This is a genomic window from Sorangiineae bacterium MSr11954 (assembly GCA_037157815.1).
GTDB lineage: Bacteria > Myxococcota_A > Polyangia > Polyangiales > Polyangiaceae > Pendulispora > Pendulispora albinea.
Genome location: CP089984.1, coordinates 10,310,275 through 10,334,106, shown reverse-complemented (window position 1 = coordinate 10,334,106; position 23,832 = coordinate 10,310,275). Strand labels below are relative to the sequence as shown.

The following is a 23,832-nucleotide window of genomic DNA, read 5'->3' as shown; positions in this document are numbered from 1 at the left end:
CTGCAGGTCGTACGCTGATGTCGTGGGTGCTTGTTGGAGATGCGGCCGGAGCAATGTGGCCGGAGCGCGATTTTGCTCGTCGTGCGGCACATCGCAGTCGAAGCGGGGGAGCCTCAAGTCCTCGCTCCCCACGGAGCTCGAACAGCAAGCCATCGATCCGGCGACCGTGACCGGAGACCGCGCCGCCCTCGGCGTGGGCGCCCGCGTGCTCGTGCAATGGCCCGACGGCAACCGTTACGAGGGCGCGATCGAGCAGGTCGCCCCCGGGCAATGCTTGGTCCTGTTTCCCAACGGGCAACACTATTGGATCGACGTGCGCTACGTGAGCCCGGCGTAAGGCGCGCGCCGTTCGGGATGCGGCTTTTTGCGCCGCGCCGCTTGGCGCGCGGACCCGCCGTCTCTACGTATGTGGGTCGCGTTGGCGTCCGATAGCGTTTCCCTTTCCATCGTTCTTTTGGTCGTAGGCTCGGCGTTTCTGCACGCGCTGTGGAATGCCATTCTGAAGCGCCAAGAGAAGCCCGAGTGGGCCGCGGTGGGCATCACGTTCGTCTCTGCCGCGAGCACGGTGGCGCTGGCTCTCACGACGGCATCGTCACCGCCGCCGATGGCCGCGATCCTCCTGAGCGTGGCGTCCGGCGTGTTCGAGGCCGGCTACTTCGTCACCTTGGCCAAGGCGCTCGCGCGCGCACCGCTGGGGGTCGCGTACACGGTGGCGCGCGGCGGCGCGCTGCTCCTCATTTGGCCCATCTCGGTCCTTTGGCTCGGTGAGAAGGTCACCGCCACCACCGTTTGCGGAACGGCGCTCGTGGTGTGCGGGCTTATCCTGGTCGGCTGGAGCAACGAACGAAAAAGCGCGCCGCGCCCCGCTTCGTCCCCGGCTTCTTCGATGTCTCCAGCCTCGCTCCGCGCAGGGATCGGCTGGGCCATGGCGTGCGCCGTCTTCATCACGGGGTATCACCTGCTCTACAAGCGCGCCATGCAGGCGCAGGGCACCCCCACCGTGGTGCTCGCCGTGTCGATGCTCGTGGCCAGCACCGTCAGCGTCGCCTGGCATGGAAGGGCGACGATGACCACGGTGGCCCGCTATGTGCGCGCGCACCCATGGCCGATCGTGATCGCGGGCCTGCTCACGACGGCGTCCTTCGTCGCCTTTCTCGGGGCGCTCGAGCGGGGTGGCGCGGGCATCATCATGACCCTTCGAAACACCTCGGTGCTCTTTGCACAAGTGCTGGCCTGGCTCGGCGGCGAGCGCTCGCGCCCCTTGCAGATTGCCGGTACGCTGGCGGTCGCGGCCGGCGCCGTGTGCATGGCGTGGCCGTGAGTGCGGCGCTTCGTGATTCTTTCATCCCGCGCAATGGTTTCTTGATCGAGCCCGCGCCTACCCGCGCGATCGTCTCAACCGCACATCTCGGCCATGTTTCTCGTACGAACACGATTGGCGGCCGCCTCGCTCGCGGCCATTTCGCTCGTTGCGTGTGCCGCGTCCACCTCGCCCAGCGCCTCCAGCTCCGCGGGCGCCATGTCGCCCAGCGCCTCGGGCGCTCCAGGTGCGCAGGAGGGGGCCGCAACGGAGACGTCCGCCGTCGCGGCGACGGCCAAAGGCCAGCTACGCTGGTTTGGCGGCCCGACGGTGTGGATCGAGCGCGGCGGGCTTCGGATTTTGACCGATCCCATGCTCTCGGCGCGCGGGCCGAACGCCTTCGTGCTCCCGAAGCACCCGTCCACCGGTGAGACGAACGCGCCCGTCGCGCGCTACACCGATCCGCCGGACGTACCCCTCGGTGCGCTCGATGCCATCGTCATCAGCCACGGCCACGCCGACCATTTCGATGCGCGGGCGAAGGAGATCCTGCCAAAGACCACCCTGGTCATCGTCCCACCCTCGGCCGAAGCCGGCGTGCGCGCCGCGGGGTTTACGAATGTGCGCGCGCTCGACTGGGGGCAGGAGACGCAGCTTCGAAACGGCGCCTCCCGTCTTCGCATCAGCGCGGTCGCCGCCCATCATGCCCACGATCCGGGCCTCGATGGCGACCTTGGAAAGGGCAATGGCTACGTCTTTACTTGGGAATCGGGGACATCACCGTATGTTGCGTATTGGACGGGCGACTCCGTCCTCTCCAAGGAGATGGATCAAATCCCCGCCCGGTTCGGCCCCGTGCATCTCTTCTTGCCTGATATGGGCGCCGTCGGCGTGGACAGCCGGCTTGGCCGGCGATCCATGGACGCCGACGAGGCCCTGCGCGCGGCGGAGCTTCTGCGCGCGCGCCGGATCATCCCCATTCACCACACCACGTTTGGCCACTACCGCGAGCCCGTGGCCGCGCTCGTGCAGCGCGCTGCGTCCAAGGACAAGGACAAGGACAAGGACAAGGACAAGGACGCGAGCGCGCGCTTGCACGTGCTGCGGGAGGGTGAGCTCACCGCGCTCGAGCCCTGATCCGCTGCCGTCGAGATGCCGAGAGGCTACGGATCCTCGCCCGCGGCCAAGCTCGGGCCGCAGAGGATCCGCTCCCCTTTGGCGATGTCGAGGTGGAGCCAATAGTCGCCGTCGCGCACGTCGACGGTGTTGGAGTTGCCGGGGGTGCGGCCGTAGCGGTTGTCGTAGCGATCGGTGGGGTGAAGCTCCACGTTTTGGCCATTGACGACGAGCGGGGCTTCCCACCCGAAGGTGACGAGGCCCTGGCTCGGCGACGCGTAGGACACGTCGAAGCCATCGGACTCGCCGGTCGGCTTCCCTGGACCGCGGCTCGTGATGTCCACCTTCGCCGCCAGGATGCGCTGCTGGAATTGCTCGAAGGAGCCCGAGTCGGCCTGACGCCCGACCTCGACCAGCCACACGTTGTCGGCGCCGCCATTGGCGATGAGATCGAAGGGTTTGACCCGGCCGCCGGTGGCCTCGGTGGTGCCGTTGTAAATCTTGTAGGCGGCGGGGCGGTGGGAGTAGAGCGCGACGTATCCGCTGCCGAAGCGTCCGAACGTCCATTGCCCTTTTTGCACGACCTCGTCGAAATAGTCCTGCGGGAAGTAGGCGTGCGTATAAGGCTCGTAGTGGTAATACTCGAGCGGCGGCGGGTTCTGCTGCGGATATTGGGGTGCGTAGATGTGAATGGCCACGTTCTTGTGTTGCGCGGACCGCGGCGCGGTGGCCTCGCCGTTCCAGTAGCCGCCCTCCTCGGGATCGTCCAGCCAATCCCCGGACTGGGCGAGGGGACGGAAGGGGTGGTTCGTAAAGACCAGCGCCCGCGCGTCGAAGGTCGCCTGCCAGGAGTGCATCTGGTTATTGAACGTGCCCTTGCGGTAATCGACCGCGCTCGAGAGCATGGAATCGCCCGTTCGATACGTGTAGGTATCGACGCCCTGGAGCAGGCCGAAATTGAGGATCGCCGTGTAGCCCGCGGTGAGCTGCTGCGACACGGCGGGATCCTGATATCGGAAGAGCTCGAACTGGTTGAAGGGCGGCTTGTCCCAGAGGTTGTATTGATTCGCCATTTGGACCGTGAGGGGCAGCACCGGCCATGTGATGTACGCCCCCATGCCCGTCCACACCGTGTAGTCCTTCGGGTTGGTGAACGAGAAGCCGCCGGGCGCTTGCGGATTTTGCTCCACCGGGAGCGCCTCCGGGATGGTGAGCCCGATGTGCTCGCGATCGACCACCGGACGGGGATCCAGCCCCACCCTCCGCACGATCTCCGGCAGCCGGTAGCGGGTGGTGGCGGCGAACACGGTGGCGCCCGGATCGCCGGTGTCGAAATCGTACTTGGATCGGTTGAATACGATCTTGGTGAGCCCCCACGTGTCCTCGTCGGTGCTCATCATCTTGTCTTTTTTATACGAGCGGCCGTGCGTGACGCCGAACGCGTCGCGGAAGGTGTGGAGGCCGAGGTCCACGAACAAGAGATCGAGCACCATCGACGCCTTCGTGCGAAGCTCGGCGTCGTTTGCATATTCGACGAGCGTCAACAATGGGACGATGTCTTTTTGATAATAGACGTTCGAGTGCCACTCGGCGAAGCCGTAACGGAAGTGCTGATCGATCCATCGCAAGAGCCGCTCCCGCGCGTCGGCCGCGTGCTCCTTGCCCGGCCGCCGATCGGTGCCGAGGGCGCGCTCCGGGAGCCTCTGCCCGACGAGGTATTCGATGGTGGCGAAGATCGCCTGGTGATTCTCCGTCCAATAATACGCTTCGTCTTTTTTGCCGTCGGGCGTCGGCTCCGTGTACCAAAATTTGAAATCGGCGAGGGCGTTCTCGATTTTGAGGCGCACCTCGGGCGGAAAGGACGCTTGGTCGCCGTATCCGTACAAGACGTTCAGGAGATAAATGGCGATGAAGTCGCGCCCGTCGTTCAGGGCCGCCATCTTGGCGAGCTCGGAGTCCACGACAGAGGCCGGAATGGGCGGGAGCTGGTACGGCGGGTCGAGCCGCGCGCGGGCGACGTGCGCGAGGAGCGTCACCGGGTTGCCCAAGCCGTCGGGGGTGCGCGTGGCAAATCGCAGATACTCGTTTTTGCGGGCGCGCAACCACGCGGCGTCCACCGTTCCCTTCCCCTGGATGACGCTATCCACCGCCGCGCTGTCGCCCTCCGCTGGAGGAGCGGAATCGCGCTGAATGGAACAATGAACGATACCCTGCGTGAGCGCGGCCAGGGCCAGCGCCTGGGAAGGGAATCGAAGCGACCAACGTCGCTGACTAGCCGTTCGACGGATCATCGTGGTGTTTCTCCAAGTAGGTGTGTTTCGGACCGCGTCACGACTCACCGCGGTCGCCGATAGTGTGGCACTTTATCGATGCTTGGCTAGCACGTCCACGCTGAAATCCTATTTGAAATTTGCTCAGTCGAATCGCGCCAAAATCGAAGCGTTCTGCGCCACGGGACATGTGCCATGCCCGCGCGTGGGCAATCGTCGTATCGAAATTTCGGTGAACGCAGCAATCGAAGTCGCAATTGGGAAATGAATTTCGTATGAGCGCCGACCGATTGGGGCGCGGTCGTGCTCGTGCTTGGTAGGTGGTCGATCTCCGGCACGCGAGGGGCGCCCGCGAGAATGCGAATCGCGACAGGCGGTAGCCATCGCGTTGTGTTCGTCCGTTCTCCGAAATGCCACGCCGTCCAAAAACGACGGAGCGCCGAAACGACGAAGCCTCCGGGAGCATCGCTCCGGGAGGCTTCGGGGACGTCTTTCGATGAGCGCGCGCGCGGTCGCCTACGCGCCCTTGGATGCCGAGTCGGCTGCGGGCGCGGAGACCTTCGCCAGAAAATCGATCAAGTCGATCTTCGTCACGATGCCGGTGACGTCGTCGCCGTCGAGCACGAGGGCGACCTTGGCGTCGGCGAGCACGCCTTGGAGGAGCTCGATCTTCGTCTGCGGGGTCACGGTGCCGTAGTCGCCCTCCACCAGCTCGCCCACGGTGGAGTCGAGCGTCTTGGCGCCGGAGACCAGGTGGCGAAGGAGATCGACCTCGGCGATGATGCCGCGGAGCTTGCCGTCGTCGACCACCGGGATCTGGCTGATGTCGAGCGACTTGAGCAAGCCGATGACCTCGCGCACGGTGGAGTTTTTGGACGCGGTCACGATCTTGCGCTTGGGCGACAGGTTCAGGATGTCGCGCACGGTGCCGAGGCCCGGCTGATCGGCCAAGAAGCCGTTCTCGCGCATCCAGTCGTCGTTGAAGATCTTCGAGACGTATTTGCTGCCGCCGTCGCAGAGGAAGACCAGGATCTTCTCGGCGCGGTCGCGCGCTTGCGCGTACTTGATGGCGCCGGCCACCGCCGCGCCGCCCGAGCCGCCGATGAAGAGGCCCTCGAGGCGCGTGAGATCGCGGGTCATGAGGAAGCACTCTTTGTCGTCGACGCGCACGATCTCGTCGAGGATGCCGAGGTTCATGGTGGTGGGGAAGAAGTCCTCCCCGATGCCCTCCACCTTGTACGAGAACGGCTTGGTGATGCGGCCGCTCTTCACGAAATCGTAATAGAGCGAGCCCACGGGGTCGACCCCCACGATTTGAACGTTGGGGTTGCGCTCTTTGAAATATTTGCCGCACCCGCTGATGGTGCCGCCCGTGCCCATGCCCGCGACGAAGGCGTCGAAGTCGCCGTTCGTCTGCTCCCAGATCTCCGGGGCGCTCGAGATGTAGTGCGCCTCGGGGTTGGCCGGGTTGTGGTACTGATTGGCATAAAAGCTATTCGGAGTTTCGTCGGCGATGCGGCGCGATACTTTGTAATAGCTGCGCGGATCGTCGGCGTCGACGGCCGTGGGGCACACCACCACGCGCGCGCCGAAGGCCCGCAGGTGCTGGATCTTCTCCTGGCTCATCTTGTCCGGCATGACGAAGACGCACTTGTAACCTTTCACCGCGGCCAGAAGCGCGAGCGAGGCGCCGGTGTTGCCGCTGGTGGCCTCCACGATGGTTCCGCCAGGGCGCAGGCCTTGCTCTTCGGCGCGGCGCAGCAGGTTGGCCGCCAGGCGATCCTTGTGGCTTCCGCCCGGGTTGAGGAACTCGCACTTGACGTAAATCTCGGCCTTGAGGCCCGCCGTGACCCGATTGAGGCGGACGATGGGGGTGTGGCCAACGGCTTGTGTGATGGACTCCAGCGCTCCGTGCATCATGTACTGCTCCCTATCACGAGCGGGCGCCCGAGACATCAGGGACACCAGGGGCGCGCGGGACACGCGGGGCGGGGGCGAGGATGGCCGCGAGCTGGCGCCCGGCCTCTTGCCCCCTCCGGTACGAGAAGAAGCGCTCTTTTTCGCACCGCGTGCAGCCGGGGACGTCCTCGACCAAGCCGATGCCGGCGCGGGCCAACAGGAGCCGCACGGCCGCGCGCAAATCGGCGTGGGGTTTCTGCCGCCGAACGATCACCGAAGGGTCGCCGCACGTTTCCACGATGCGCTCGGCTACCTCGTCGCCCACCTCGAAGCACCCGACGCAGATGCACGGTCCGATGGCGGCCACGGCGCGCGCGGGATCGGCGCCCAGGCTCGCCATGCGATCGACCGCGCTTTGGACCACGCCGGCGACCGTTCCACGCCAGCCGGCATGGATGGCGGCGGCGATGCCGCTCCCGGGGTCGCCCACCAGGATGGGGACGCAGTCGGCTACCCGCACACCTGCTGCGGTTCCGGGCTCGGCCACGATGGCGTCGGCCTCCGGCAAGCTCTCGGACCAGGGCGCGGGATCGCTCGGATCGGAGTGCGCGGAGGTCGTTTTTGCATCGACCACTTGGATGCCGTGAACTTGGCGCGCTTGCGCGATACGAACTGGAGCGATGCCTGCGGCTCTGCCAAATCTCATGAGACTGGCGGAGTACTCGGGCGCATCGAATCGGAGGTCCACCTCGCGTGTGGAGAATCCGTGCGAAAAGCCTGCACCGGCGAGGGCCGGACTGGCGAGGGAAATGGTCATGAGGTCCGGCTTCGGAAGGCTACCATTGAGATGAAAACGCGCTCTATAGTGGAACGTGCTTCCTTGAGAGAGACGAGAAAGAGACCCTTAGCCAACGCCTATGTAGGCCGAAGGCCGGAGTGAACCGCCCCATGCGTCCGCAGGATCCGTTTATCGGCCGAGACATCCTGAACGGGCAGTTTCAGATCCTGCAAAAGATCGGCACGGGCGGTATGGGCGCGGTCTACAAGGCCTTGCAGCCCGAGATGAACCGGATGGTTGGGGTGAAGATCCTCCATCCGAAGCTCACGAACCGCAAGGACCTGGCGTCGCGGTTCCGGCGCGAGGCGCGGGCGATGAGCCATCTCACGCACCCCAACACGGTGAAGGTGTTCCTCTACGGCGAGCTCGAGGATGGCTCGCTCTACATCGTGATGGAGTTCCTCGAGGGCAAAAATTTGAATCAGACCGTGCGCGGCGAGGGGCCCATGGCCATGCCGCGCGCGCTGCCCATTCTCATCCAGGTGTGCGGCGCGCTGGAGGAGGCGCATCGGGCGGGCATCATCCATCGCGATCTGAAGCCAGAGAACATTTTTCTCTGCCAGCAGGGCGGGATGAAGGACTACCCCAAGGTGCTCGACTTCGGGCTCGCCAAGGTGACCGAGCGCGAGATGCGTCCCGGTTCGCTCATCTTGACCCAGGAGGGCATGGTCTTCGGCACCCCGGAGTTCATGAGCCCGGAGCAGGCCCAAGGCAAAACCCTCACCGCGGGGAGCGACATCTATTCGCTCGCGGTGATCCTGTACGAGGTGCTCACCGGCAAGCTTCCCTTCGAGGCCAAGGGGGCCATGGACTACTTGCAGCTGCACGTCAGCGGCAGGCCGATCCCACTGAGCCGTCGGGTCGAGGGCCGGGTGTTTCCGCAGGCGCTCGATCACGTGATGGATCGCGCCCTGGCCAAGCGCCCCGAGGAGCGATTCCCCAGCGCGGCCGATTTTGCCGTCGCGCTGCAAGCCGTGCTCGAGGGACGCACGCACGCCCAGGCGGCCTATGGCACCCCCGCGCCGGCGTCCACCAACGGCGCCAACCTTCGCGCGCTCCCACCGCCACCTCCGCCGGCGCCCTCGCCGCCCAGCGTGGTCTCGATCAACAGCGACGCGGCGCAGATCCGGGCCATGAAGCCGCGGCCCAATCCGCTCCTGCTCCTGGGAACGGTGGCCGTGGGGTGTCTGGTGGTCGGCGCGGCGGTGGCCGTGCTGGTGATGCGGTTCTTGATGGCACGCTAGCTACTCGGACGGGCCGAACCACTTGGTGCTCAGCTCGTCCATGTAGCCCGACTCGCGCAGCTTCAGGAGCGCCTCGTTGATCGGCTTGCGGTACTTGCTGCCCTGCTGCAGCGCGATGCCGTAGTTTTGCTTCTCGAAGAGCCTTCCGACGACCTTGAGCTGGTCGCTCTTGCTTTGCTTCACGTGGTAGAGGAGCACCGGCGCGTCGTAGACCACGGCCTTGATCTGCTTCTTCTCGAGCGCGAAGTAGGCCTCCTCGATGCGGTCGAAGGCCCGCACGGACACGCGGTGCGCGGTGAGGTACTTCTCGCCCGTGGTGCCCTTGACGGTGCCCACGATTTGGCCCGGCAGATCGCCGGGCCCGTTGATGTCGCTCGTGAGCTGATTGACGGTCATCACGGTGGTGATGGAGGCGGTGAAGTACGAGACCAGCACGATGCTGGCGAGCATCCAAAAGGCGCCCACGATGCGGCCGCCGATGACGATGGGGCCCTTGGCATCGCACCCGCCGCTGAGGATGGTGGAGATGGCCCACCAGGCCGACTCCCACACGCCTGCGAGGTAAGGCCGCGGGAACTGGTCGGGGTTGCGATTGCGCTCGAAGAACCACAAAAGGTGGGCGGTGACCACCAAGAGGACCACCAAGGCCCCGATCAACTTGAGAAAATCGAGGGTGAAGACGCTCTTGACGAGGGAGCGCACGGAGCTCTGGTGCGTGGTCCCCACCAGGATGCCGAGCCCCGACTCGTAGAAGGGCTGGCTGAAGTCGACGACGGCCTCGCGCTCGGCCGTGATGCTGATGGCCGCGATGGCCGCGTCGGCTTGCTTGTTCTTGAGCGCGTCGATCTGATCGCCCACGCTCCTCACCCACTGGAGCTCGTACGTGATGCCCGTCTCCTTGGCCACGCGATCCCAGAGGTCGACGCTGAAGCCGACCGATTTGCCGCCCTCTTGAAACATGAAGGGCTCGATGGGCTTGACGTAAACCTTGAGCGGGGGGTCGGCGGCCCTGGCCTGCTCGGGGGATGCCACGAAGCAGAGAACGGCGAGGGCTTGGCAGAGGACGACGAGATACCGAACGAAGCGAGACGTGCGACCAACGCCCATTTAGATCCACCCTAGGCGCGCCGCGACCCACAGCGCCGCGCCCACCGCCACAAGTAGCCCCAAAACGAGGAGGATCGCTACCAGCGCCACGCTGACGCCCTCCTTTTTCTTCGGTTGAACGGACGTTCCGTTGGGACCCGGCGCTCCGGCACCCGCCGGCACGAAAGGTCCGGTGGGTGCGACATATTGCTGCACCATTTGGCCCGCGGGCGCGCCCGTGGGAAAGGGCGGCTGCCCCGGGGCTTGAAAGGGAAAGGGCGGGTGCGATCCGGCGCCCGCGGGGGTCGCCGCGTTGGGCACGGGCCATGTGGTCCCGAGGTTGGGGACCACCGCGGGCTTCGGCGGCGGGGGCAAGAGGGGGGCCTTGGTGGTGGTGTCGGGGTTTCGCACCGTGATGTCTGGATTTTTTGCGTCGGCCGCGGGGTCTACGAGCAGCCCGCGCGGCGAAACCTTGGTGTCGGCGAGCAAAAAGAGCTCCGCTTGGCGCGAGACGGGCTCCTGCGGGTCCATCGAGAGGCTCAGACCGCGCAGTTCATCGGCCTCCATGATCCGCGTGTTTTCATCGGCCGACTCGGGCTCGCGCGGCGGGGTCCCCTGCGACGCAGGCTCGGTGAAGGGCGGCCGCACCGCGCTGCTCAACGTGGTCTCGAGCATGCCGCGCGGCAAGGACATGCGCTCCAGGGTCTTGGTCCCCAGCTCGTCGTACGAAAGGTCCTCGGCCGCCACCATCATGGTGGGCGGCTCCCGCGAGGTCTCGGGGCTATCGCGACCCTCGGCGGCGGCCGCGGCGCGCGCCATGTGAACGGCCATTTCATCGGCGCGGGGCGTGGTGATGGAGTCGCTTCGCGTGGTGAGCGTATCGCGGCTGGCGACGGTCTCGCGGAGCTCGGCGGGGAGCGAGGCTCGTTCGCGCTCTTGCTGCAGCAAAAGTGCCGCCGTGGGCAGCTCGGCGCCGGTGACCTCGGAGATGGGGGCGCCCGACGAATCGAAGCCCGGCACGGCGGTGACCGGGAGCTTCGACACGCGCTGGAGCGAATCTTGGTCGCGCATGAGCGCGTTTTTCAGCATGCCCCAGAGCTCTCCCGCGTCCTGCGGGCGATCCTCGGGGCGCGCGGCCACGGCTTGCGCCAGCACGGCCTCGACCCGGTTGCTCACCTCGAGGCCGAGGGCGCGCGGGGTGGGCCGCCGCGCGACATCCAGCACCCGAACGCCCATGGGCACCGGGCCTTCTTCGATGACCGGCCGGTCCATGAGCATCTCGAGCAGCACCAGCGCGATCGCATACACATCGGTCCAAGGGCCCACGGCGCCGACCCCCGAGCTGTATTGCTCCGGCGCGGCATAGGCCGGCGCGCCAATGGGGACGAGCCCCATGGATTGCGATGGCGGCGGAAGATCGAGCGCGCGCTCGCCCAAAATTTTGGCGACGCCCAAATCGAGCAGCTTGATGCGCTGCCCGCCGCCCACCTTGGCCAGGAAAAGATTGTCGGGGGTGACCTCCCGGTGGACGATGCCGTGCGCATGGGCAAAGGCCAGCGCCTCAACCGGAGGGTCGAGCAAGCGAATGGCCTCGGTCAGGGTGCGTCCGCGTTGGCCCGCCGCGCGCCGGCGCTCGAGATCGCGGGCCAACGTTTGGCCTTCGAGCCACTCGAGGACCATGAACGGCGTGAGCTGCGAACCGTTGGGGGCGACCGCCGTTCCGCTCGCCAGCACGCGGACCACGTGGGGGCTGGCCTGCGAAAGTTTGTAGTGAAGGCGGCTTTCATGGCGGAACCGGCGTATGAACTGCTCATGCGAACCGCTGGAGGGCGCCTTCATGCATTTGATCGCGATGGGGACCTCGAGCATCAAGTGCGCGCCGCGGTAGAGAAAGCTCCGCTTCCCGTCCTCGACGAGGTCATCGACACGGAACTGCCCGTGCAGGACCTGTCCGATCATCCCCAAGGGATCACCCGTGCTCACGAAGTTACCTCTCCACGTTGACGCGGCCTCATGGCCGCGATGATAACCTCCTGACCGTGGCGAACTCCAAGCCGCCCGAAGGCACCCCCGAGAATTCTCAGCGCCCCGCGCGCCCGAGCACGCCCGAAACGCGTGAAGGCGGAATCGCAAAGGCCGTTCCCAGCGTTCCTCCTCCTCGAAGCGTGCGATTGACGGCATCGGAGATCCTCGAAGGAAAGTCGCGGCCATCGAGCCCTGGTTCGGCGGGCGGCGGCGGTGGTGCGGGCCGAGGTGGCGCAGGAGGAACCGGAGGGACGGGCGGCGCCGGAGGCTCGGGCGGAAACGGCCGCGGAAATGGTGACGGCGGGAACGGGGACGGCGGGGACGGGAAGGGGTTCGGTCATGTGCACGAGCGTCTCGCCCGGCTTTTTGCGTCACCCGCGTGGCATGGCATCGGGCGTTGGGCCAAGCGGATCGGCATCGCGGTGGCCGCGATCTCCTTGGCGGGGGTGGTAGGCCTCATCCTGGTGGTGCGGCACTTCGAGGCGCAGCTTCCATCGATCGCGGATCTCAAGGGAAATTACCGGCCGCCGCAGGTGACGCGGGTGCTGGCGCGCGACGGAACCTTGCTGGCCGAGATTTTCACGGAGCGGCGCACGGTGGTGCCCATCAAGTCACTGCCGGCGCACGTGAAGCTGGCGGTGCTGGCGGCCGAGGACGCGGGCTTTTACGAGCACGAGGGGCTCAATTATTTCGGCATCGCGCGGGCGTTCGCCGTCAACTTGAAGGCCGGCAAGAAGCGCCAAGGCGGCTCGACCATCACGCAGCAGGTGGTGAAGAACCTGCTGCTCGACTCGGAGAAGTCCTACAAGCGCAAGATCCGCGAGGCGCTTCTGGCGCGCAAGCTCGAGCAGGAGCTGGAGAAGGACGAGATCCTCGAGCTCTACCTGAATCACATCTACTTCGGCCACGGTCGTTACGGCATCCAGGAGGCTGCGCGCGACAACTTCGGGAAGAACGCCAAGGATCTGACCATCGCCGAGGGCGCGCTTCTGGCGGGCTTGGTGGCGGGGCCCGAGTCGTTTTCACCCCGCAAGGACATGAAGCGGTCCTTGAGCCGGCGCGCCTTCGTGCTCAGCCAGATGCACGAGAAGGGCTTTCTGAACGATCCGCAGTACGAAGCGGCCAACGCGGAGTCGGTGCAGCTGGCGGCCAGCGTGGAGATCAACAGCGAGCTCGCGCCGGAGGTGGTGGAGAAGGCGCGCCGCATGCTGCTCGAGCTCGATCCGGAGGGCGCGCGGCGCGGTGGGTACACCATCCAGACGACCATCGATCCCAAGCTGCAAGTAGCGGCCCGCAAGGGGCTGCGCGATGCGCTCTTGGCGTACGACAAGCGCCATGGGCTGACGGGGGCGCTCAAGGTGCCGGTGCCGCCGCAGGCCTCGAAGGGCAAAGGGCCGAAGCCGCAGCCCAAGGACGTACCCTTCGAGGGCACCCCCAGCTTCGACAAGCACAAGGTGCTCATCGGCGTGGCCTCCGGCGCCGACGACGCGCAGGGCACGATCGACGTCAAGGTGGGGACGGTGACCGGCTCGGTGAAGCTCGCCGACTACGAGCGCTACAACCCGCAAGGGCTGGCGGCCAGCGTGTTCGCGCCCGCGGGGAGCCTCTTGCGTGTCAGCTTGCTCGCGCCCGTTCCCGAGGAGGCGCGCACCTCGATCACGACCACGACCACCTCCACCCCGCTGGCCAAGGTGCCGCTGCGGCTCGAGTCGGGCCCGGAAGGGGCGCTGGTCGCCATCGACGCGCGCACGCGCAACGTGCTGGCCATGGTGGGCAACTACGAGGCGTCGAACGGCGGGCTCGATCGCGCGACGCAGGCGCGGAGGCAGCCGGGCTCGACGTTCAAGCCCATCGTCTATTCGTACGCGCTCCACTCGCGCATCTTCACGCCGGCCACGCTCATCGACGTGAACCCCGGCACCTTCGGCACCTACAAGCCGTCGAACTACGAGGGGTGGACGGCGACCGATCCGCTGCGCTTGCGCGAGGTGCTCGCCAACTCGGTGAACGTGGGCGCGGTGCGGGTGCTCGAGCAGGTGGGCCCGGCCAACGTGGTCGAGTGGGGGCACGCGCTGGGGATCCAGTCGACCCTCAAGCCCGATCTGTCGCTCGCGCTCGGGAGCTACGAGGTGGAGCCCATCGAGCTTTGCGGCGCCTACGCGACCTTCGCGGCCGGCGGCGTGTACGAGGAGCCGCGCTTGGTGACGCGCATCGTGGGGCCGGACGGGCGCGAGATCGCGCTGAAGCCCCCGCCGCCGCCCCGCCGCGTGCTCGACGACGCCGAGGCGTACGTGACGACCAACATGCTCACGAGCGTGATCGATCATGGCACCGGGGCGCGCGCGCGGGAGCTGCGAAGGCCGCTCGCCGGCAAGACCGGAACCAGCAACCAGTCGAAGGACACGTGGTTCGCGGGCTATTCGACCGAAATTGCCTCCGTGGTGTGGGTGGGCTACGACGACGGAAAGCCGCTGGGCGGCGGCGAGAGCGGCGCGCAAACGGCGCTCCCGGCGTGGATCTCCTTCATGAAGGTGGCGCACGAGGGAAAGCCGCCGAGCGAGTTCCCGCGTCCCCCCGGGGTGGTGGGTGTGCGCATCAACAAGAAAACGGGCAAGCTCCCCTTCGAGAACGACACGGACACGATGGACGAAGTGTTTCTCGCCGGCACGGAGCCGACCGAGGTGGGGGATGCGACCGTCGTCGTCGGCGGCGATGGTGGAACGGAGTCGCACGCGGGGGAGCCTTGAGGCGCGTGTACGGGATCGCGATGCGTCTCCTCGTGCTGGCGCTCGTCCTCTTCGCCGGTGAGGCGCGGGCCGCGAGCGCGCTGCAAGGCGTGGCGGCGGAGCTCTCCAAGGGGCTTACGGCGATCCCCCCGGCGACGGTGGTGATCGCCTCGTCGCCCGTGACCGACGTGGCGGGGACGGTGCCTGCGCGCACCGACGAGCTCAGCGTGCGCATCGCAGGGGTCGTCGCCGGAAAGCTCGGTGGAACGACGCGCGCGCACGATCGCGCGGCGGCGTTGGCCGGTGCGCGGGCGGTGGCGGGGCGCGGCGGCGCGCTTCTTTATTTGTCGGTGGAGATCGCGCGCGGCGAGCTGCGGGTGACGGCGGATCTGTACCCGGTGATGTCCAATGGGTGGGACCGCATCCGCATTCCGGCGCCGCCGCCGCGCGCCCACGTCTTTGCCAGCGTGCCGATCGACGCCGAGGTGCGGGCGTTCTTGCCGTCGATCGCGCTGGAGCAAGCGAGCGTGCACAAGGCGCGGCACGAGGAGGGCGACGTGCTGGCCGCCGCGTGCGGAGACGTCAATGGCGACGGTGGTATGGAGCTGGTGCTCGTCTCGAGGGCGCGGGTGGCCATGGGGACCCTTCGCGGCGCGCGCTTCGTCGTGAGCAAGGCCGTACCGTGGACCGCGCTCGCGCGGCGCGTCCCGGTGCCGCTGCGCGAGCCCCTGGCGGGTGCGGCGTTCGTGCGATCCAGCGCGGCGAAGCTCCTGGTCGGCACCTCCGAGCGCGAAGCGGTGGCGCTCGACGCGGGCCTGGGGGTGCGCGCGACCTTGGCGGGCATCCCCATCCCCCTGGGCGAGCTGGACTCGTGCGCCGCCATCAACCCGGAGGCGAGCGCCTTCGAGGGCGACGTGACCGGGTGCGGCGCCTCGAGCAAAGAGCGCCCCGTGCGCGCCACGCCGCCGGCGGCGCGCTTCGATGCGGTGGCCGCGGGCGAAATCACGGCGCGCGATGGGGTGCCGCACGTGATGGTGGCGGCGCGCGAGCCCGGTGGAAAGTTGCGCCTTCGCCTCGATGCGGGCGAAATTCGAACGGTGGAGACGGTGGGCGCGCAGCTGGCGGTGGGCGACTTGGATCTGGACGGCGGCGCCGAAATCGCCACCTCGAGCGATGGCCCGGACGATGCGCTGCAGGTGCTCAGCTGGGCCGGCGACGGCAGTGAGCCCGTCGTGCGCAAAAAGATCCCCGCGCCGGGCGGCGTGCGCGCGCTGGCCATCTGCCCGCCGGAGGTGCGGGGCGTTCCGGCGCTGGTGGCGGTGGTCGGTCCGGAGGTGTGGGTTGTCCGATGAAGGCCATCGGACGACGCACGATGATGGCGGGCGCGGGCGCATCCTTGGCCATGCTGGGCGGGGGGCGGCTCTTTGCGCGCGGGAGGCTCCCCACCGGCGGACGGCTGGCGCTGCGCGTCCCCTGGCCGGTGTCCACCGTGGATCCGCACCGGGTCGACGACGTGGCCGCCGCCATCTTCGGCGAGGCGCTGTTCGACACGCTCTACGCCCGCGATGAAGCGGGCAACATCGTTCCATCGCTGGCCGAAGGCGATCCCGAGCCCGACAAAGACGGCCTGCGCGTGCGCGTGCGCGCCGGCATCGTGAGCGCGTACGGGAAGCCCATCGACGCGCGCGAGGTGGTCAACTCGCTCCGGCGCGCCCGCTCGAACAGCGGCGGCGGATGGCTGGCCGACTCGCCGTTCCCCACGCGCATCGACCAGCTGACGGTCCGCTTCGCCACCAAAGATCCGCTCAAGCTCACGCAGACGTTGAGCTCGCCCCTCGTCGCCATCGTGCCGCTCTCGTTCACCCCGGAGCGGCCCGATGGCACCGGCCCCTTTCGCGCCGAGCGCCGCGGCGACACGCTCGCCCTTCTGCGCAACCCCCGCGCCGCGCGCGGCCCCGCGCTGCTCGACGAGATCATCGTGCGCGCCGCGCCCGATCTGGCCGGCTCCTTGCGCGCCTTCGAGAGCGGCGCCGACGACATCGGCTGGCTCGGCTCGGGCCTCCACGAGCCCAGGCCCGGCGCCAAGTCGTTCGATCTGGGCCCCGTCGCCTGGGCGATCCTGCGCTCCGGGCGCGAGGGCGCCGCGTGGGACACGCCCGGCCTCACCCAGCGCATCGCCGACGGCATTCCGCACTCGCGCCTCTCGTACTTGGGCCTCGGCGCCGCATGGTCTCCCGAGCGTGAAGAGGGATGGGGCGGCCCGGCCAGCGAGCTTTTGGTCCGCGAGGACGCGCCCTGGCTGGTGGAGCTGGCGCGCGCCGTCTCCGCCACCCTCTCGCGTCCCGGGCACGATCTCACCGTCCGCCCCATCTCCGCCGCGGAGCTCGCGACCCGGCGCGCGCAGCGCTCGTTCGCCTTGGCCGTGGACGTCACCCGTCCTGTGGCCCCCGGCGCCCTGGGCGCGCTCGTCGGCCTGGCCGCGGCGGATCGTCCGGCGTCGGCCGTCGACATCGTGCGCCACCCGCCGCGGCTGGGCAATGTCTCGCCGCGAACGCTCACGCGCACCATGCGGGTCGGCATTCTGGGCGAGGTGCGCATCTTCGGATCGCGGGTCGCCGATCTGGCGCTTGCATCTTCCACGCGCGGCCCCGGCTGGGATCTGGGGCTGGCGACACGGAGCCGCCGATGAGGATCGCACCGCGCCTGGGCATCGCGCTCGGCTTCGTGGGGGCTTTGTCGACCGTCGGTCTCGGCTGGGCCCTGCGCGAGGAGCGCCGCAGCGAGGAGACGCAGCGCTTCGACGCCGAGGTGGCCTCCGCCTGCACCCGCATCCGCGACGAGGTGGTCCGCCAGGCCGAGAACGAGCGCAAGCTGCTCAACGGCGAGTGCGCCGAGGGCGCGCTGGTGGATCGCGCCGTCACCGCCATGGAAGCCGGCAACCTCGACGATCATCGCCTCGCGCTCTCCACCTTGGTCCCGAGCCAGCGCGCCGCCTTCGATCTCGACGCGCTGCTGCTCGTCACCGACAAGGGCGAAGTGCTTGGCGCCGATCCGCGCTCGTTTCTCGGCATGCCGGGCGCCGAGGTCACCTCCTTGGCCAAGGGGGATCCCGCCCACTACCTGCACGGTTCGGCCAGCGTCGCGCCCATCGTGTCGCGCTGCCGCAAAAAGGGAAAACACCGCGGGACCACGGTGGCGCTCATCGGCATGCACCGCATCGATCCCGTGATCGAGCGCCTGGGCAAGACCGTCAACGTCACGGCCACGTCGGGCGAGGGCCGCGCGCGCACCCTCGTCGCGGGCGACGCTGCCGACGTGGCCGAGGCCTCGTGCCCCTTGGACGACCGCGGCGGCGGCGCGCCCATGTGGATCTCCGTGGCCAAGCCCAAGGGAGAGCTCTTCGAGCACCTACGCCAGATCGATCACACGGTGGCCATCGCCGTGGTCCTCGCCTCCAGCGGCGCGCTCCTCCTGGCGTTCTTTCTCGCGCGCAGCTTGAGCCGCCCCATCGAGGAGCTCGCGTCGCAGGCCCAGAAGGTCGCCTCGGGCGAAGCGCGCCCCATCTCCGTGCGCGGCACCGGTGAAATGGCCGACCTCACCGCGGCGTTCGATCGCATGCTCGAAGATCTGGAAGCCACGCGGAGGCGCCTCGCCGCCACCAGCCGCGTCGCCGCCTGGCGCGAGGTCGCCCGCCGCGTGGCCCACGAGGTGAAAAATCCGCTCGCCCCCATCCGCGCCGCCGTCGAGACCCTGCGCCGCCTGCGCGCGCGCGACGACCCGGCCTTCGACGAATACTTCGACGAAGCGACGCGCACGGTCCTCGACGAGGTCCACCGCATCGCCAACATCGTGACCGAGTTCACCCGCTTCGCGCGCCTCCCCCCGCCGCGGCCGTCCGAGGTCGATCTGGTGGAGCTGGTGAAGCAAGTCGCCACCTTGCAAAAGGCCAACGCGCCCTCCGCCACCATCGACGTCCACGTCCGCGGCACCCCGCCGCGCGTGCTGGCCGACCGCGATCAAATCGTGCAGGTTGCAACCAATTTGTTGCAGAATGCACTCGACGCCGTGAAGGACAACCCCGACCCGCGGGTCACCGTCACCCTCGAGCCCCAGCGCGATCTGCGCCGCCCGAGCGCCGAGCCCGGGAGCGCCGCGGTGAGCCGCGCCCGCGTCCTGCTCACCGTGGCCGACAACGGCACCGGCATCGCCCCCGAAATCGCCGCCCGCCTCTTCGAACCCTACGCCACCACGAAACCCCACGGCACGGGCCTCGGCCTCGCCATCGCCCAACGCATCGCCATCGAGCACGATGGCGAGCTCTCCTACATCGGCACGCCCGGCCAGGGCGCGGTCTTCCGACTGGCGCTCCCCGTCGATGGTCCCGCGGCCATCAGCGAGCTATCGATTTCGGGCTGAGCTCGACGATGCGTCGATCTACGAAATAGGTGGTCACTCGATATATGCCATGCGAACGCTCATCGAAATCGACGACGAGCGGATACGCCGGAGCGCATCGAAATCGACGACGAGCGGATACGCCGGAGCGCATCGAGCAGGAGCTGATCGTGCTGCTGGAGCGGGCCTGTCGAGCGTATCCTTTCTACGAGGCTCTCGTTCCGTTCGAAGCCGCCTTTCCGGTCGTAGCTTTGCATGGCCCGTAAAGGCGAGAAGACCTCCCTGGCCGAGGTCGCGCGCACGCGCTGGTTGCGCGGCTGACCTGCGCATGACGCGCCACGAACGCCAAACTTCGGGTCGAGTGATCGATCGCGTCCGTCTCGGCACGATGGGAATAGGTCACGAAAAAGGTCGTCGATGAACGACGCCATTCGCCCGTGGCCAAGAAGGAATCTGCAACGTGCCTCGCCGAGTACCTTTTCCAATGTTCATGATGGCGTGCGCGCTCCTCGTCCTCTCCTCGCGCGACGATTCGAAAACCACGTATGAACGAACGCTCCGACTCGTGGATCGGATCGAACGATTGAGCGTCGACTTGGATGAACGCGATCACCGCGTGTCCGATACGGACGGCGAAGGCGGTGCGCCGGCCGCCAAGGAGCAAACGAGGAATACGCATTGTCATCGGTAGCCGTCACCCAGGCCTCGGGTCGGCTCTCGCCCCCGACCCGGGGCAAGCCCGTACGAAATGCGCACCTCTCGCGGTTGGCTCCGGCAGCCGTGGCGCGATGGAAACGCCGCCGGCGCGCGATCGCGCATTGGGTCGAACTTCGCCCTCCGCACCCCGCAACGGCGGTGGGATGAAAGGCGTGTGGAATCGCCCCGAAGTGCTACCGTTCGCCCATGGACGTCATCAAGCACTGGATCGACAACAAGGCCGTGGACGGGGGCGACCGCAACGGGGACGTTTTCAATCCGGCCACCGGGGAGAAAACCGCGAAGGTCGTGTATGCGACCCGCGAGGACGTGGATCGCGCCGTTGCGTCGGCGAAGAAGGCGCTCGAGTCGTGGGGCAAGACCTCGCTGGCCAAACGCACCCGCGTTCTCTTTGCGTATCGTGAGCTGGTCGAGCGCAACAAGGACGAGATCGCGCGCATGCTCACGTTGGAGCACGGGAAGGTGCTCTCCGATGCTGCCGGTGAAGTGCAGCGCGGCCTCGAGGTCATCGAGTTCGCCTGTGGTATCTCCGAGCTCTCCAAGGGGGAGTTCAGCGAGAACGTCTCCACGGAGGTCGATAGCTATTCGCTGCGGCAGCCGGTCGGCGTGTGCGCCGGCATTACGCCGTTCAACTTCCCCGCCATGGTCCCCATGTGGATGTACCCCATCGCCATCGCGTGCGGAAACACCTTCGTCCTCAAGCCGAGCGAGAAGGATCCCTCGGTCACCAACTTCTGCGCGCGCCTGCTCCAAGAGGCGGGGCTGCCCGAGGGCGTCCTCAACATCGTGCATGGGGACAAGGTCGCGGTGGACCGTTTGCTCGAGCACCCCGACGTGGGCGCCATCAGCTTCGTGGGCTCCACGCCGATTGCAAAGTACATCTATGAGACGGGCACCCGGCACGGCAAGAGGGTGCAGGCGCTCGGCGGCGCCAAGAATCATATGGTGGTGCTCCCCGACGCGGACATGGACCTCGCGGCCGACGCGGCCGTGAGCGCGGGGTATGGCTCCGCGGGCGAGCGATGCATGGCCATCAGCGTCCTGGTGACGGTGGGCGATGCGGCGGAGAAGCTCTTGCCCAAGATGCGCGAGCGCATGGCCGCCTTGAAGGTGGGGCCCGGCCTCGACCCCTCGAGCGAGATGGGGCCGCTGGTGACCAAGCAGCACATGGAGAAGGTGGCCTCGTATGTGGCCAAAGGCGTGGCCGAGGGGGCCAAGCTCTTGGACGACGGGCGGACCTTGAAGGTCAAAGGCCACGAAAATGGCTTCTTCCTCGGCCCGAGCCTCTTCGATGACGTGCGCCCCGAGATGACCATCTACCAGGAGGAAATCTTCGGACCGGTGCTCTCCGTGGTGCGCGTGCCCACGTATGCGGACGCGGTGAAGCTCATTCACGAGCACGTCTTCGCCAACGGCGTGGCGCTCTTCACCAACGATGGCGGCGTCGCGCGCAAGTTCCAGAGCGATATCCAAGTGGGGATGGTCGGTATCAACGTGCCCATCCCGGTGCCCATGGCGTATTACTCGTTCGGCGGTTGGAAGAGCTCCCTCTTCGGCGATCTCCACATCTACGGCCGCGACGGCGTCCGCTTCTACACGCGCAACAAGGTCGTCATCGCGCGCTGGCCCGATCCGCGCTTCCGCGGCGTCAACTTGGGCTTTCCGCAGAATAGCTGAGAAGGTACGCGTTCTTTCGGGCCAGAAATGCCCGCAGGCGCTCCGGGTAGTCCGCGCCCACCGCGGCGCGGACGCTCGGCCGCTCCTTCAGCGCCGCGCGCCACTCGTTGACCCGCGGCACCTCGCGGAACACCCCCGTGTCCGCGATCGAATCGAAGACATCGAAGTAGCGAAATACGGGGCCGAAGACCGCGTCGACCAGCGAAAAGTCGTCCCCTGCGAAGTACGGCCCCGGGCCGAGCGCTCGCTCCATGCGCCGAAACTTGGTGGCAATGGCGCTTCGTTTGCGCTCGAACACGCTCGGATCGGTGGTCGTCTCCAGGCCTGCGATGTCGTTCAGCACCTCGGAGCCGAACGCCATCCATGCGCGGCGGTTGGCTCGCGCCAGGGGATCGCGCGGGTGAAGCGGGTGCTCGGGGGAGATGTCCTCGACGTATTCGCAGATGACCGCCGACTCGAAGATGACGTGATCGTCCACCCGAAGAAGCGGTGTTTTGCCGAGCGGAGAAATGTCGGTGAACCACGCCGGCTTGTTGGAAAGGTCGACGAAGACGCGTTCGAAGGGGATGCCCTTCTCGGCGAGCACGATGGCGACGCGCTGCACGTACGGGCATAGGTGCTCGCTCACCAGCACGAGCCGATGCGCGATCGGGCGGAGCGGCTGCGCGACGGATTGGGGCGGCGGCGTGACGGGTTGGAGCGACGTGACGGATTCGGGCGGCGGCGCGACGGGTTGGAGCGACGTGACGGATTGGGGCGGCGGCGCGACGGGTTGGAGCGACGTGACGGATTCGGGCGGCGGCGCGACGGGTTGGAGCGACGTGACGGATTGCGGCGTACGGTTCACGAGGCGCTCCGTGCGGTGCGGGCGGCGGCCGAATCGGGCGCCGCGAGGTAGCGGTGCGCGGCGTAGGCGATGGGCAATCCGACGAAGAGCGCGTGCCCGATGATGCCGTTCAGGAAGAGCGGGAGCGAGAAGGCCGAGGGCGGCGTCTTCGAGAGCGGGATCACGATCAGGTTCATGACCGCCCAGACCCCAAGGCCGAAAATGGGCCCCCAGACCGTGTACGCGCGCGCCAGCCACGTCAGGCGCGTGCTGGCCAAGACGTAGACGAGCGCGGCAGAGAACGCGATCGACGTGTGAAAGAAGACCCCGAGCAGCGCGGTGGCGATCCCGCCCTCGAAGGCGCTCGGCCCCAGCATGCCGCTGGCGACGAATTGGTAAATCGAGACCGGGTCGAACCCGAGAACGGCCTTGAACGCAACGATGGCGTCCGCCGCATCGAGGACGGCCGCCGCGGCGCCGCCTACGAGCACGGCACGCAAAACGGAGCGAGCGGGGCGGGCGGTGTCGATCGAGCCGGCGGCGCTCGTCGAGCCGGCGGTCATCGCCGGACCGGCGGCGTTCGCGGAGCCAACGGATTGCGTGGAGCCAAAGGAGCTACGGGAAGAGGAGCGATCGTTCGAAGTCGATGTCGTGTTCATGGTCGAGAACCTCGTGAGCAGGAACATGCACCCGCTTTACGGCTTGCGGGAGACGCCGGCTTGGCACCATGCTGTTCTCCCCAGGAGAACAATCGTGATCGGCCTGCATGACTATCCGTCCCTCGCCTTGTTCGCGCGCGTCGTGCATTTGCGCTCGTTTTCGGCTGCCGCGCGCGAGGCGGGCATCGCCAAATCGGCCGTCAGCCGCCGCATCGCCCAGCTCGAGGAGCTCTTGGGCGTGCGCCTGCTCCAGCGCTCCACGCGCGCCATCGCCGTGACCGAAGAGGGGTTGCGCGTATACGAACAATGCGCGGCGCTGGTGGCCGCCGCGGCGGCCGCGGAGGAGGTCGCCGGGGGTGCCAAGGGCGACGTGCGCGGCACCCTGCGCGTGAACGCCCCGGTCACCTTCGCGCAAATGTACCTGGCCCGCACCTTGGCGGAGTTTTTGGCCAAGCACCCGGGGCTCGAGGTGCACCTCTCCACGGAGGACCGCATCGTCGACATGGTGGAGGGCGGCTTCGACATCGTGATCCGCATCGGGCGCCTCGCCAACTCCACCCTCGTCGCGCGCAAGCTGGCGAGCGATCGCCTGGTCGTCTGCGCCTCACCGGCCTACCTGCGCGCCCACGGAGAGCCCAGCACCCCGCAGGATCTGGCGAGCCACGAGTGCCTTCACTACGGCCTCGTGGCCCGCGCCGATGAGTGGCGCTTTCGCGGTCCCCAAGGCCCCCTCGCCATCCCGACCCGCGGCCGCTTCGTGGCCACCAACGGCACCGTGCTGCGCGAAGCGGCGCTCGCCGGCGCAGGCCTCGTGGTGCTCCCGCTCTTCATGGTCGCGCGCGAGGTGGCCGCGGGCGAGCTGCGCCTGGTGCTGGAGGGAACACGCCGCGCCGCCATTGGCATCTACGCCGTGACGGTGCACCGTACGCACGCGCCGCCCAAAGTGCGCGCCTTCTTGGATTTCGCCGCAAAGTATTTCGAGGGATACGATTGGACGACCAAAGGCGCCAGGATCTAGCTAGGTCATGAACCACTCCGATCACGAAATCTCCGG

General features: G+C 67.6%; 17 protein-coding genes. 10 read left to right on the top strand and 7 right to left on the bottom strand.

Going from position 1 to position 23,832, the window contains the following annotated elements; translation table 11 throughout:
- The first annotated feature begins 55 nt into the window (after window positions 1-55).
- The 3 genes from LZC94_40400 (at window position 56) to LZC94_40390 (ending at window position 2,437) form a co-directional block, all read left to right on the top strand.
- The gene (locus LZC94_40400) at window positions 56-337 is read left to right on the top strand and encodes a hypothetical protein (protein WXB14079.1); all 282 of its coding nucleotides are present in this window, start codon (window positions 56-58) and stop codon (window positions 335-337) included.
- An 81-nt stretch (window positions 338-418) separates the two neighbouring features.
- Window positions 419-1,321 carry a DMT family transporter gene (locus LZC94_40395; GenBank protein ID WXB14078.1) on the top strand — a complete coding sequence of 301 codons (903 nt, stop codon included), beginning with the start codon at window positions 419-421 and terminating at the stop codon, window positions 1,319-1,321.
- Between the two features lie 93 nt (window positions 1,322-1,414).
- Window positions 1,415-2,437: an MBL fold metallo-hydrolase gene (locus LZC94_40390; GenBank protein WXB14077.1), complete on the top strand. Its 1,023-nt coding sequence runs from the start codon at window positions 1,415-1,417 to the stop codon at window positions 2,435-2,437.
- A gap of 26 nt (window positions 2,438-2,463) precedes the next feature.
- On the opposite strand, the gene LZC94_40385 is transcribed toward LZC94_40390, so the two are convergent.
- The 3 genes from LZC94_40385 to LZC94_40375 all read right to left on the bottom strand — a co-directional run bounded on the left by LZC94_40385 (window position 2,464) and on the right by LZC94_40375 (window position 7,291).
- Window positions 2,464-4,707: a hypothetical protein gene (locus LZC94_40385; GenBank protein ID WXB14076.1), complete on the bottom strand. Its 2,244-nt coding sequence runs from the start codon at window positions 4,705-4,707 to the stop codon at window positions 2,464-2,466.
- A gap of 495 nt (window positions 4,708-5,202) precedes the next feature.
- A complete protein-coding gene (locus LZC94_40380; GenBank protein WXB14075.1) occupies window positions 5,203-6,606 on the bottom strand; it encodes a pyridoxal-phosphate dependent enzyme in 1,404 nt (467 codons plus the stop codon).
- Between the two features lie 13 nt (window positions 6,607-6,619).
- On the bottom strand, window positions 6,620-7,291 hold the full coding sequence (locus LZC94_40375; GenBank protein WXB14074.1) for a polyphenol oxidase family protein: 672 nt from the start codon (window positions 7,289-7,291) through the stop codon (window positions 6,620-6,622).
- A gap of 230 nt (window positions 7,292-7,521) precedes the next feature.
- Between LZC94_40375 and LZC94_40370 the strand changes: the two genes are divergently transcribed.
- Window positions 7,522-8,667, top strand: coding sequence for a serine/threonine protein kinase (locus tag LZC94_40370; GenBank protein WXB14073.1), 1,146 nt, complete (start codon window positions 7,522-7,524; stop codon window positions 8,665-8,667).
- On the opposite strand, the gene LZC94_40365 is transcribed toward LZC94_40370, so the two are convergent.
- Window positions 8,668-9,774, bottom strand: a complete 1,107-nt coding sequence (locus tag LZC94_40365) for a transporter substrate-binding domain-containing protein (GenBank protein WXB14072.1) — start codon at window positions 9,772-9,774, stop codon at window positions 8,668-8,670. It lies immediately after the preceding gene.
- Window positions 9,775-11,736 carry a serine/threonine protein kinase gene (locus tag LZC94_40360; GenBank protein WXB14071.1) on the bottom strand — a complete coding sequence of 654 codons (1,962 nt, stop codon included), beginning with the start codon at window positions 11,734-11,736 and terminating at the stop codon, window positions 9,775-9,777.
- 56 nt (window positions 11,737-11,792) lie between these two features.
- Between LZC94_40360 and LZC94_40355 the strand changes: the two genes are divergently transcribed.
- The 5 genes from LZC94_40355 (at window position 11,793) to LZC94_40335 (ending at window position 21,293) form a co-directional block, all read left to right on the top strand.
- Window positions 11,793-14,525, top strand: coding sequence for a PBP1A family penicillin-binding protein (locus tag LZC94_40355; GenBank protein ID WXB14070.1), 2,733 nt, complete (start codon window positions 11,793-11,795; stop codon window positions 14,523-14,525).
- A 20-nt stretch (window positions 14,526-14,545) separates the two neighbouring features.
- Window positions 14,546-15,856 carry a hypothetical protein gene (locus LZC94_40350; GenBank protein WXB14069.1) on the top strand — a complete coding sequence of 437 codons (1,311 nt, stop codon included), beginning with the start codon at window positions 14,546-14,548 and terminating at the stop codon, window positions 15,854-15,856.
- Window positions 15,853-17,193: an ABC transporter substrate-binding protein gene (locus LZC94_40345; GenBank protein ID WXB14068.1), complete on the top strand. Its 1,341-nt coding sequence runs from the start codon at window positions 15,853-15,855 to the stop codon at window positions 17,191-17,193. Before LZC94_40350 ends, LZC94_40345 begins: the two co-directional genes overlap by 4 nt.
- Window positions 17,190-18,920, top strand: coding sequence for an ATP-binding protein (locus tag LZC94_40340; protein ID WXB14067.1), 1,731 nt, complete (start codon window positions 17,190-17,192; stop codon window positions 18,918-18,920). The genes LZC94_40345 and LZC94_40340 overlap by 4 nt, the downstream gene beginning before the upstream one ends.
- Before the next feature lie 882 nt (window positions 18,921-19,802).
- On the top strand, window positions 19,803-21,293 hold the full coding sequence (locus LZC94_40335; protein WXB14066.1) for a CoA-acylating methylmalonate-semialdehyde dehydrogenase: 1,491 nt from the start codon (window positions 19,803-19,805) through the stop codon (window positions 21,291-21,293).
- Here LZC94_40335 and LZC94_40330 read toward each other — a convergent pair.
- Together LZC94_40330 and LZC94_40325 are read right to left on the bottom strand one after the other, a co-directional pair.
- Window positions 21,265-22,140 carry a glutathione S-transferase N-terminal domain-containing protein gene (locus LZC94_40330; protein WXB14065.1) on the bottom strand — a complete coding sequence of 292 codons (876 nt, stop codon included), beginning with the start codon at window positions 22,138-22,140 and terminating at the stop codon, window positions 21,265-21,267. The two genes, LZC94_40335 and LZC94_40330, sit on opposite strands and share 29 nt — an antisense overlap.
- Window positions 22,137-22,778: a DUF1440 domain-containing protein gene (locus tag LZC94_40325; protein WXB14064.1), complete on the bottom strand. Its 642-nt coding sequence runs from the start codon at window positions 22,776-22,778 to the stop codon at window positions 22,137-22,139. The genes LZC94_40330 and LZC94_40325 overlap by 4 nt, the downstream gene beginning before the upstream one ends.
- 94 nt (window positions 22,779-22,872) lie before the next feature.
- Here LZC94_40325 and LZC94_40320 point away from each other — a divergent pair, with 94 nt between their 5' ends.
- Window positions 22,873-23,796 (top strand): LysR family transcriptional regulator, encoded by a 924-nt coding sequence (locus tag LZC94_40320; GenBank protein WXB14063.1) that lies wholly within the window; start codon window positions 22,873-22,875, stop codon window positions 23,794-23,796.
- Window positions 23,797-23,832: the final 36 nt, after the last annotated feature.

Coding starts and splice junctions, on each gene's coding strand:
- LZC94_40325 (WXB14064.1), bottom strand. CDS start 22,778: ATGAACACGACATCGACTTCGAACGATCGCTCCTCTTCCCGTAGCTCC.
- LZC94_40365 (WXB14072.1), bottom strand. CDS start 9,774: ATGGGCGTTGGTCGCACGTCTCGCTTCGTTCGGTATCTCGTCGTCCTC.
- LZC94_40345 (WXB14068.1), top strand. CDS start 15,853: ATGAAGGCCATCGGACGACGCACGATGATGGCGGGCGCGGGCGCATCC.
- LZC94_40340 (WXB14067.1), top strand. CDS start 17,190: ATGAGGATCGCACCGCGCCTGGGCATCGCGCTCGGCTTCGTGGGGGCT.
- LZC94_40390 (WXB14077.1), top strand. CDS start 1,415: ATGTTTCTCGTACGAACACGATTGGCGGCCGCCTCGCTCGCGGCCATT.
- LZC94_40375 (WXB14074.1), bottom strand. CDS start 7,291: ATGAGATTTGGCAGAGCCGCAGGCATCGCTCCAGTTCGTATCGCGCAA.
- LZC94_40380 (WXB14075.1), bottom strand. CDS start 6,606: ATGATGCACGGAGCGCTGGAGTCCATCACACAAGCCGTTGGCCACACC.
- LZC94_40350 (WXB14069.1), top strand. CDS start 14,546: ATGCGTCTCCTCGTGCTGGCGCTCGTCCTCTTCGCCGGTGAGGCGCGG.
- LZC94_40385 (WXB14076.1), bottom strand. CDS start 4,707: ATGATCCGTCGAACGGCTAGTCAGCGACGTTGGTCGCTTCGATTCCCT.
- LZC94_40335 (WXB14066.1), top strand. CDS start 19,803: ATGGACGTCATCAAGCACTGGATCGACAACAAGGCCGTGGACGGGGGC.